The organism is Clostridium sp. (assembly GCF_034179595.1).
GTDB lineage: Bacteria > Bacillota > Clostridia > Clostridiales > Clostridiaceae > Clostridium.
Map to the genome: position 1 here is coordinate 1 of NZ_JAXFPT010000025.1, position 10,507 is coordinate 10,507.

Annotated in this window: 9 protein-coding genes and 2 pseudogenes; 10 read left to right on the forward strand and 1 reads right to left on the reverse strand. The window is 28.4% G+C overall.

The genetic code is table 11. From position 1 onward, the window contains the following. Positions 1 to 35 precede the first annotated feature (35 nt). The 4 genes and pseudogenes from SPJ33_RS02975 to SPJ33_RS02990 all read left to right on the forward strand — a co-directional run. A pseudogene (locus tag SPJ33_RS02975) lies at positions 36 to 140 on the forward strand (HPr kinase/phosphorylase); the annotation flags it as partial. A gap of 699 nt (positions 141 to 839) precedes the next feature. Further along, entirely contained in the window at positions 840 to 2,648 is a 1,809-nt protein-coding gene (ltrA, locus tag SPJ33_RS02980) for a group II intron reverse transcriptase/maturase (RefSeq protein ID WP_321116492.1), read from the forward strand. A gap of 148 nt (positions 2,649 to 2,796) precedes the next feature. Next, positions 2,797 to 3,600, forward strand: a pseudogene (hprK, locus tag SPJ33_RS02985) (HPr(Ser) kinase/phosphatase); the annotation flags it as partial. Between the two features lie 48 nt (positions 3,601 to 3,648). Next, a complete protein-coding gene (locus tag SPJ33_RS02990; RefSeq protein ID WP_321116493.1) occupies positions 3,649 to 5,025 on the forward strand; it encodes an aminopeptidase in 1,377 nt (458 codons plus the stop codon). A 36-nt stretch (positions 5,026 to 5,061) separates the two neighbouring features. On the opposite strand, the gene SPJ33_RS02995 is transcribed toward SPJ33_RS02990, so the two are convergent. Then, positions 5,062 to 5,892, reverse strand: coding sequence for a PHP domain-containing protein (locus SPJ33_RS02995; protein ID WP_321116494.1), 831 nt, complete (start codon positions 5,890 to 5,892; stop codon positions 5,062 to 5,064). 134 nt (positions 5,893 to 6,026) lie between these two features. Here SPJ33_RS02995 and SPJ33_RS03000 point away from each other — a divergent pair, with 134 nt between their 5' ends. The 6 genes from SPJ33_RS03000 to folP all read left to right on the forward strand — a co-directional run. Continuing rightward, positions 6,027 to 6,626, forward strand: a complete 600-nt coding sequence (locus SPJ33_RS03000) for an aminodeoxychorismate/anthranilate synthase component II (protein WP_321116495.1) — start codon at positions 6,027 to 6,029, stop codon at positions 6,624 to 6,626. Then, on the forward strand, positions 6,616 to 7,965 hold the full coding sequence (gene pabB / locus SPJ33_RS03005) for an aminodeoxychorismate synthase component I (RefSeq protein ID WP_321116496.1): 1,350 nt from the start codon (positions 6,616 to 6,618) through the stop codon (positions 7,963 to 7,965). Before SPJ33_RS03000 ends, pabB begins: the two co-directional genes overlap by 11 nt. After that, complete coding sequence (locus SPJ33_RS03010) at positions 7,965 to 8,735, forward strand: aminotransferase class IV (RefSeq protein ID WP_321116497.1); 771 nt, start codon at positions 7,965 to 7,967, stop codon at positions 8,733 to 8,735. The genes pabB and SPJ33_RS03010 overlap by 1 nt, the downstream gene beginning before the upstream one ends. Further along, positions 8,728 to 9,282, forward strand: a complete 555-nt coding sequence (folE, locus tag SPJ33_RS03015; protein ID WP_321116498.1) for a GTP cyclohydrolase I FolE — start codon at positions 8,728 to 8,730, stop codon at positions 9,280 to 9,282. Before SPJ33_RS03010 ends, folE begins: the two co-directional genes overlap by 8 nt. 11 nt (positions 9,283 to 9,293) lie before the next feature. Beyond that, positions 9,294 to 9,770, forward strand: coding sequence for an HD domain-containing protein (locus tag SPJ33_RS03020; RefSeq protein ID WP_321116499.1), 477 nt, complete (start codon positions 9,294 to 9,296; stop codon positions 9,768 to 9,770). A gap of 17 nt (positions 9,771 to 9,787) precedes the next feature. Continuing rightward, positions 9,788 to 10,507, forward strand: a 720-nt coding sequence (folP, locus tag SPJ33_RS03025) for a dihydropteroate synthase (RefSeq protein WP_321116500.1), incomplete at its 3' end; no start/stop codon positions are given.

Genomic DNA, 10,507 nt, shown 5'->3' on the forward strand with positions numbered 1-10,507 from the left:
AACAAAAAGAAAAAATAGAGGGTGGGTTTTTATATATGGCAGTAACTGTAGAAAAGTTAATTAAAGATTTTGACTTAGAAGTATTAGTAGAAGGTAAATCAAATGAAGAAATAAATGTTAGTGATGTTAATAGACCTGGTCGTGCGACACGTTTCTAATTGAAAAGATTAGACTGTTGCAGAATTAAATTCTGTAATAAGAACTGTTATGTTGAAAGGTAGAATGATAGAGTAACGTCTTGAAATGCCTTCCTTAATACTCCGAATAGCATTTAATAGAGTAAGATATTAATTGTTATAAGCTCGGTGAAGTCGGCTGAGAGCTACCGTAAGTGCAATAGCACACGAAATGTGAACCAGAGGTGGTCAAGTAGTGATAGGTCGGAGGTCGTTATAATATGGTTAGAATATTTGCAGAAGAGCAAATTGACGAAATTTCGAAAGTACGAGTCAAAAGTCGAAATTGTAGAAATGCAATAAACAAAGTTGTTTGTTAGTGAGGTTTAGTAAGAATGTCCGGTATGAAAAACCTTATAACGTTAAAGGCGTTATTCAGCTAACTGGCTCAGAGAAATGACCTAAGTTATAACAATGATAGACATAATGGAACGTGGAAAGCTTAGAATATGGAGGAGCTTACAATCCAAAGAAGTATTGAATAGGAAAATAGAAATATATAACTATTCTTAATCTAAGTGAGAGCGGAGCCATAGTACCTATGAAGCTATGATAATAAGTAGTGGAGGGATAGGCTCTAGTCAATTTTATTTATTAATATGTTAAAACTAAATATTCAAGGTTCGATTAAGACTAAAAGATGTTAAGGAGGACTTAGCAGACTTGAGCAACACAATTCGAAAGAAAAAAGCATTAAGAAATAATGAATACTATGATATGCAAAGAGTATTTGATGAATTATATTTGCTGAGCTCTAAAGGAAGTAAATTTACCAAATTAATGGATATAATTCAATCAAGAAACAATATACTCCTAGCTTATAGAAATATTAAAAATAATAAAGGTAGTATGACTGCAGGTACAGATAGAAAAACTATTTTGGACATTGCAGATTATAGTCTTGATATGTACGTAGAAAAAGTACAAAACTTGCTAAATAATTATAATCCAAGAGAAATTAGAAGGGTTTATATTCCAAAGAAAAATGGGAAATTAAGACCATTAGGAATACCTTGTATGAATGATAGAATTGTTCAACAATGCATTAAACAAGTAATTGAACCGATACTGGAAGCTAAATTTTATGAACATAGTTATGGATTTAGACCAGAAAGGGGATGTAAAGATGCAATTGCAAGATGTAATTTTCTTATTAATAGAGGATATTACAATTATGTAATTGATGTTGACATTAAAGGATTCTTTGATAATGTTAATCATGGCAAACTACTAAAACAACTTTGGACTTTAGGAATACGCGATAAAAAATTAATTATTATTACATCTAAAATTTTAAAAAGTAAAGTCAAAGGTATTGGTAGAATGACAAAAGGAACGCCACAAGGTGGTGTATTGAGTCCACTATTAGCTAATGTAGTTCTAAATGAACTAGATTGGTGGGTTGATTCACAATGGAATGGATTTCCCTATAAGAACAATAGTAGAACTCAAGACTTAAAGATAAGAATGTTAAAGAGAACGAAACTTAAAGATGTTAGAATTGTGAGATATGCAGATGACTTTAAGATTTTCTGTAAAAACTATAATACAGCAAAACGAATGAAGTATGCAGTTGTATCATGGTTAAAAGAAAGATTAGATTTAGACTGTAATGAAGATAAAACAAAGATAACAAATTTAAGGAAGAATTATTCAGAATTTCTTGGAATAGAGTTTAAAGCGGTTAATAAAGGAAAAAGATATGTATCAAGAAGTAGAATGACCAAGAGTAGTAAAAAGAAATGTAAAGATAATCTTAAAAAAGATTTAAAGAGAATCTTTAAATATCGAAGTACAGAAAATGTTAATAAATTTAACAGTACTGTACTAGGTATACATCATTACTATGATATGGCGACACTAATCTCTATTGACTTAGGTAGATTAGATTATGATTTAAGACGAACCTTGCACCACAAATTGAATCGTTTCTGTAAGAAAGTTCCTACTGAAAAAGCGAGATTTTACAAATCATATAAAGGAATGGTTTGGTGCTTGAATAATGTACCTTTTTATCCAATATATGCGTGTAAAAACAAACCTCCAATGTGTTTTAATCAAAATATTAACAGATATACGGAGGAAGGAAGGAAACTAATACATGAAAGATTAGCAGAAGTAAATGTTGATGCATTAAAATACTTGCTTAAAAATCCAGTTAGAGATGAATCTGTAGAATTTAATGACAATAGACTTTCACTATACTGTGCACAAAGAGGTAGATGTGGAATTTCGAAAAAGAAATTATTCCCACATGATATAATAGTGCACCATATTAAACCAAAAGAAAAGGGTGGAAGTGATAAATATCAAAATTTAATAATTTTGAGCAAGGAAATGCACAAATTAGTTCATGCAACCAGGGAAGAAACGATTGACTTTTACTATAAGAGCTATTCATGGGATAACAATAAACTGAAAATGCTAAATAAATTACGTAAAAGTGTTGGAAATTTAGAAATTATACATTAATAAATAAAATGATGGAACGCCGTATGACTGGAAACAGTCACGTACGGTGTGGAGCGGGGGAAAACCAATAGTGTAGTAGGTCAAATGACTGAAGGCTATGTATGGAGGAATGACTAAGTTAGTTCCAAATGGTTACCTATCGCTATTTCAATTATCAGGTTTTTATAATTATTTTGCTAAAGATAGAATACAAGTCATAGGTAAAGCTGAGTGGAGCTTTTTAGATGACATGCAACTTGAAATAAGAGAAAAAAGATTAAAAAAATATTTTACTTTTGATATGAAGTGTATAGTTATAACTAGAGGTCTTGAACCACATAAAGAATTAATAAAATATGCAAAACAAAAAAATGTGTGGATATTAAGAACTAGTTTAGTAACTACTAAATTCATTAGCAAGTTAACTATGTATATGTCAGATAAACTTGCACCTAAAACTAGATTACATGGAGTATTAGTAGATGTTTATGGTATAGGTATATTAATAACTGGTGAAAGTGGAATTGGTAAAAGTGAAGTTGCACTTGAACTTATAAAAAGAGGACATAGACTAGTAACAGATGATGCTGTTGACATAAAAGAAATCGATGGTGAACTTATTGGATCTTCTCCTAAAATAACAATAGGTATGCTTGAAGTTAGAGGTATTGGAATAATAGATGTATCTGCATTATATGGATTAAGTTCAGTGCTTCAACAAAAAGATATAAAACTTGTTATGCATTTTGAATATTGGGAAGATGATAATGACTATGATAGACTTGGAACAAATTATGAATATATGGATATTCTAGGAACTTCAGTAAGAAAGTTAACTGTTCCTATAAGACCAGGTAGAAATATTGCAGTAATAATAGAAGCTGCTGCTGTAAACTTTAGATATACTTTAATGTCAAATGAAACGCCAGTAGATATTATTGAAAGTAGAATGAATGCTATAAGCGATAATTAATTATATTAATTAATATATATTATAAAAGATAAAAGGGAGGGCTATAATATGTCAGAAAATGCTTGGAAAAAATATGATGAAAAAGGAATAAAAGAAATTTTTGATTTTAATGAAGGATATAAAAAATTTATATCAGAATGTAAAACAGAAAGAGAATGTGTTAAAGAGTCAATCAAGATAGCAAAACAACATGGATTTAAAGATTTAAATGATGTTATAAAAGCAGGTGAAAAACTAAAACCAGGAGATAAAGTATATGCTGATAATATGGGGAAAGCGTTAGCTTTATTTGTAATAGGCGAAGAAGACATGGAAAAAGGACTTAAAATTTTAGGTGCTCATGTTGATTCACCAAGATTAGATTTAAAGCAAAATCCATTATATGAAGATACTGATTTAGCATTTTTAGATACTCATTACTATGGCGGAATCAAAAAATATCAATGGGTAACACTTCCACTTGCACTTCATGGTGTTGTTGTTAAAAAAGATGGAAGTAAAATTGATGTAGTAATTGGTGAAGATGAAAGTGATCCAGTTGTTGGAGTATCAGATCTTTTAATTCATTTAGCAGCTAATCAAATGGATAAAAAAGCAGCGAAAGTTGTTGAAGGTGAAGATTTAAATGTTTTAGTTGGAAGCATGCCTTTAAATAAAGAAGAAAAAAATGCTGTAAAAGCTAATGTACTTAAAATATTAAAAGAAAAATATGATTTTGAAGAGGATGACTTCTTATCAGCTGAAATAGAAGTTGTTCCAGCAGGTCCTGCTAGAGATTATGGGCTAGATAGAAGTATGGTAATGGGTTATGGTCAAGATGATAGAGTTTGTGCCTATACTTCACTAATGGCTACAGTAGAAATAGAAAAAGTAGATAAAACTTGTGTATGCTTACTTGTTGATAAAGAAGAAGTTGGAAGCATTGGTGCAACAGGAATGCACTCAAGATTTTTTGAAAATGTAGTTGCAGAAGTTTTAGATAGAACAACAGATTATTCAGATATAAAATTAAGAAGATGCTTAACAAATTCAAAGATGCTTTCATCAGATGTTAGTGCAGCTTATGATCCAAATTATCCATCAGTTATGGAAAAGAGAAATTCAGCATACTTTGGAAATGGAATAGTATTTAATAAGTACACTGGAGCTAGAGGAAAATCAGGATGTAATGATGCAAATGCAGAATACATGGCAGAACTTAGAGCTATGATGGAAAAATATGATGTATCATTCCAAACAGCAGAACTTGGAAAAGTTGACCAAGGCGGTGGTGGAACAATCGCATATATTTTAGCTCAATATAATATGGATGTAATAGATTGTGGAGTAGCACTGCAAAATATGCATGCACCATGGGAAGTAGCATCAAAAGTTGATGTTTTTGAAGCTAAAAATGGATATATTGCTTTTTTAAATGAAGCTTAAAAAATAGCGCCTAATTTATGTTAGGCGCTTAATATTTTATATCTGTAATTTATCTAATAATGCATTAATATATATTTCATCTAAACACATATCACCAATATCACCATGTCGTTTATCGTTTACAAAATCTCCATGACAATCTGAACCAGCAGTTACTAATAAGTTATTTTTATTTGCAAAATTAATTAAAAATTCTTGATCTTCTTTTGAATTTAAAAAATAGACAGCCTCAATTCCATCTAATTTAAATTTTAAAAAATCATTTAATGGAGTATTTTTTATTAATACTGGATGAGCTAAGACTGCAATAGCATTAAACTTATGAAGTGTATCTATAGCTTCTTGTATAGTTATTTCATTAGTTGGTACATATGCTGGTTTATCTTTTCCTATAAAATTATCAAATATATAATCTTGAGTATATGGATAGCCAGCATTAATAATAGCTTTAGCTATGTGAGGCCTTGCGATTATATTGCTACCACAGTTTAAAACACTTTCTAAACTAATTTTTATATTAAATACATCATCTAATCTTTTAATTATTTCTTTTGCTCTTAAAATTCTTCTTTGTTTTATAGAATCTAGTATTTTAAGAAATTCTTCTGATTTATAACTATCATTTCTAAATAAACCTAGTAAGTGAATACTTTCATTATTGTAATTGCATGAAAACTCTATTCCTGGTATTAACTTTATATTTTTAACTTCTGCTTCTTCTAATGCTTCAGAAAGACCATCTATAGTATCGTGATCTGTTATAGCAAGTATTGACACTCCATTTTTGTATGCTCTATCTACGACATCTCTTGGATTTAGTATTCCATCAGATGCGCTTGTATGGACATGAAAATCAACTTTTGTCATAGAATTTCAACTCCCTTCTTATTTTAAATATATTTTTTAAGAGAAAAAGCTATGATATAATTAAATATTATAAGTATTTTAGCACAATATAAGGTGTTATGTAATAAAATTTGGTGTGGGATGGGAAGAATTTTATGTTAATAATGATAGATAATTATGATTCTTTTGTTTATAATTTAGTAACATATTTTAATGAACTAAAAGAAGAAATAATAACATATAGAAATGACGAAATTAATGAAGATATTATAAACAAAATTAATCCTGATGGAATAGTAATATCTCCAGGACCTAAAACTCCAAAAGAAGCTGGAGAAGTGTTAAATATAATAGATAAGTTTAAAGGAAAAATACCTATTTTAGGAATATGCCTTGGACATCAAAGCATAGGTCATTATTTTGGTGGGGAGATTATAAAGGGAGAAAAACCTATGCATGGAAAAATATCTATTATATCAAATAATGGACAAGGAATATTTAAAGGTGTAAAAGAGAAGATAAATGTAACAAGATATCATTCTTTAATAATTAAAAAAGAGAGTTTACCTTGTGAACTAGAGATAACAGCTATAACTGAAGATGGTGTAATCATGGGAATTAAACATAAAGAATTTCCTATATATGGAGTTCAATATCATCCAGAGGCGGTGCTTACTGAAGAAGGACACACGGTTTTGAAAAATTTTATAGATATTTGTAGAGAATATAAGGAGAGAAGAAGAGATGAAATTTAAGATTAAAGAGTTTGAAACTAAACTATCTCCCTTTGATATATACTCTATATTTAGTGGTGAAAAAGACAGCATATTTTTAGATAGTTCAAAGGAAGATGAAAATCTATCTAAATATTCATTTATAGGAATAAATCAGCTTGAAAAGTTTGAAGTAAGAGAAGGTAAATGTTATTTAAATTCATTAGAACTTCAAGGAAAAGATGGATTTTTAGAACTAGAACAAAGAATAGAAAAATATAAGTTAGATGTAAAAAGTGATATTCCTTTAATAGGGGGATATATTGGGTATATTTCTTATGATGCAGGAAGAATGATAGAGAAGTTACCAAATACGGCTAAAGAAGATTTAAAAATTCCAGATATGAGATTTATACTGTATAATAATATAATTATATTTGACTTAATAAATAAAAAATCTTACATAACTTCTTTAGGTTTAAATGAAGAAAGCAAAGATATAGAAATAATAGAAAATAGAATATTAAATGCTAAGCCTTTAGAGAAAATAGAACTTAAAGAAAGTAATACAAAATTTTATTCAAATTTTACAAAAGAAGAGTACATAAATGCCATAGTATCTATGAAAGAATATATAAGAAATGGTGATATATATATTGCAAATATGACACAAAGATTTTCTTGTGAATGTAAAGAAAAAGCCTTTAATATATATTCAAAACTTAGAAGTATAAATAAAGCACCTTTTTCTGCGTATTTAAACTATGATGATTTTCAAGTCATAAGTTCTTCGCCAGAAAGGTTTATTCAAATAAAGGATAGAAAAGTAAGTACACGTCCTATAAAAGGAACTAGACCTAGAGGGAAAAATAAAGAGGAAGATGATTTATATAGAAAAGAGCTTCAAAATAGTGAAAAGGATAAATCGGAATTACTTATGATTGTTGATTTAGAAAGAAATGATTTAAATAAAGTTTGTATTCCAGGTTCTGTTAAGGTTAGCGAATTATTTAAGATAGAAGAATATGCAACGGTATTTCATTTAGTTTCAACTATAGACGGAACATTAGATAAAAATAATTCAGCTGTAAAATGTATGAGAGAAGCATATCCTGGGGGATCTATAACAGGAGCACCTAAAATAAGGGCAATGGAAATAATAGAAGAGCTTGAAGGAATAAAAAGAAATGTATATACAGGAAGTATAGGATATTTTGATTTAAGAGGAAATAGTGATTTTAATATAGTTATAAGAACAATATTAAAAAAAGAAGATAAGGCTTATTTTGGAGTTGGTGGAGGAATAACTTGGGAATCAAATGAAGAAGAAGAGTATGAAGAAACACTTCAAAAAGCAAAAGCACTTATGAGGGTTTTATAATGAGAGAAATTATAGTTTATAGTGATACTATAAAATTAGATAATGGAGTATTTTTTGGACAAGGGATATTTGAAACAATATTTTTTGGAGAAGCCCCTTATTTTCTAGATTTTCACATAAATAGATTAAAGCAAGGCCTTAAGGCTTTAGATATGAAACCACTTATTGAAGAAGATAAAGTGTTAGAATATATAAATAAGTTAGGCATTAAAAACAAAGTACTAAAGATAACTGTTACTGAAAAAAATATAATTTTAACAACAAGGAAAAATATATATACAGAAGAGATGCATGAAAAAGGATTTTCATTAAAGATATCAAAAGTTTTAAGAAATTCAACATCAATACTTCCAAGGATAAAATCAACTAATTATATAGAAAATATATTAGAAAAAAGAAATGGAGCAAAAGAAGGATATGATGATGTAATATTTTTTAATGAAAAAGGATTTTTATGTGAGACATCAGTTTCAAATATATTTTGTATAAAGGATAATAAAATTTATACTCCTTCTTGTTATAATGGATTATTAAATGGAACTATAAGAGATTGGATTATAAATAATTTTGAAGTTATAGAATGTGATATTACAATGAAAGATTTAAAATCTATGGACGAAGTATTTGTAACTAATAGTTTACTTGGCATAATGAAAGTTAAATCTATAGAGGATTTACAATTTAATAAAAATGTAATTACAAAATCTATAAGAGATAGATATAAAAAATATATTGTTAGTGAATATGGAGGAAAAAGGATATATGATTAACAAAGAGAAGATAGTTGAAGGTGTAAAGCTTATATTAGAAGGAATAGGAGAAGATCCAAATAGAGAAGGTTTATTAGAAACGCCAGATAGAGTAGCAAGAATGTATGAAGAAATATTCTCAGGACTTAATAAAGACGCAAAAGAATGTTTAAATAAGACATTTACTATTTCAAGAGATGATTTAGTTATAGAAAAAGATATAGTATATTATTCAATGTGTGAACATCATTTAGTACCTTTCTTTGGTAAAGCTCATATAGCATATATACCAAATGGAAAAGTTGCAGGGCTTTCAAAACTTGCAAGAACTGTAGAAATACATTCTAAAAAGCCTCAATTACAAGAAAAATTAACTTCTGAAATTGCTGATGATATAATGAATTATTTAGATGCAAAGGGAGCAATTGTTGTAATTGAAGGAGAACATACTTGCATGACTATGAGAGGTGTTAAAAAACCAGGAACAAAAACTATAACAACAACTTATAGAGGAATCTTTGAAGAAGATAGACAGCTTAGAAATGAAGTACTTTCATTAATGAGATAGAGGAAATATTAATGGAGAAAGTAAATCAAATTTTAAATAATGATATTTTTAAAAGTAATATGAAGCTTATAGAAGAGTTAGAGAAAGATAGAAAGTTTTGCAAACACGGACTAGATCATAGTTTAGATGTTGCAAGAATTGCTTATATAAAATCACTTGAAGATAATTTAAATATATCAAAAGAGGTTATCTATGCTGTTGGTCTTTTACATGATTTAGGAAGAAGCCTTCAATATAAAGAAGGGATTCCTCATCACGAAGGAAGTGTAATTTTAGCTAAACAAATATTAAAAGATACATTATTTAATGATGATGAAAAATCATTAATAATAAGTGGTATAGAAAATCATAGAAAAAGTGATGATAAAAATTACTTCTATAAATTAATTCAAGATAGTGATAAATTATCAAGAAATTGCTTTAGTTGCAAAAGTTATAATGAATGTTATTGGGATAGTAATAAGAAAAACAACTTTATAAAGTACTAGTTTAAAGGGTGATTGATATGAAAATAGGAAATAAAGAATTTAATATTGGAGAAAGAACTTATGTAATGGGTATATTAAATGTAACTCCAGATTCATTTTCAGATGGAGGAAAGTTTAATACTGTAGATATGGCAATTAAAAGAGTAGAAAAGCTTATAAAAGATGGAGCTGATATTATAGATATAGGAGGAGAATCTACAAGACCTAATTTTGAAGAAGTATCTGAAGCTGATGAAATAGAAAGAGTTGTACCTATAATAAAAGCTATAAAAGAAAAGTTTGATATACCAATATCTATAGATACATATAAAAGCACAACAGCAGAAGCGGCAATAAAAGCTGGTGCTGATATGATAAATGACATTTGGGGATTTAAGAAAGACCCTAATATGGCAAAGGTTGCAGCAAAATATAATGTTCCTTGCGTATTAATGCATAATAGAAAAGAAGCTAAATACGATAATCTTATGAAAGATTTAATGTATGATTTAGAAGAAAGCATAAATATAGCATTAGATGCTGGAGTTGTTAGAGAAAATATAATTTTAGATCCAGGCATAGGCTTTGCAAAAACATTAGAGCAAAATTTAATAGTTATGAATAATTTAGAGGTTATAAAAAGTTTAGAACTTCCAGTTCTTTTAGGAACATCAAGAAAAAGTATGATAGGCTTAACATTAGATCTTCCAGTAGATGAAAGAGTTGAAGGAACTATAGCAACTACTGTTTTAGGAATA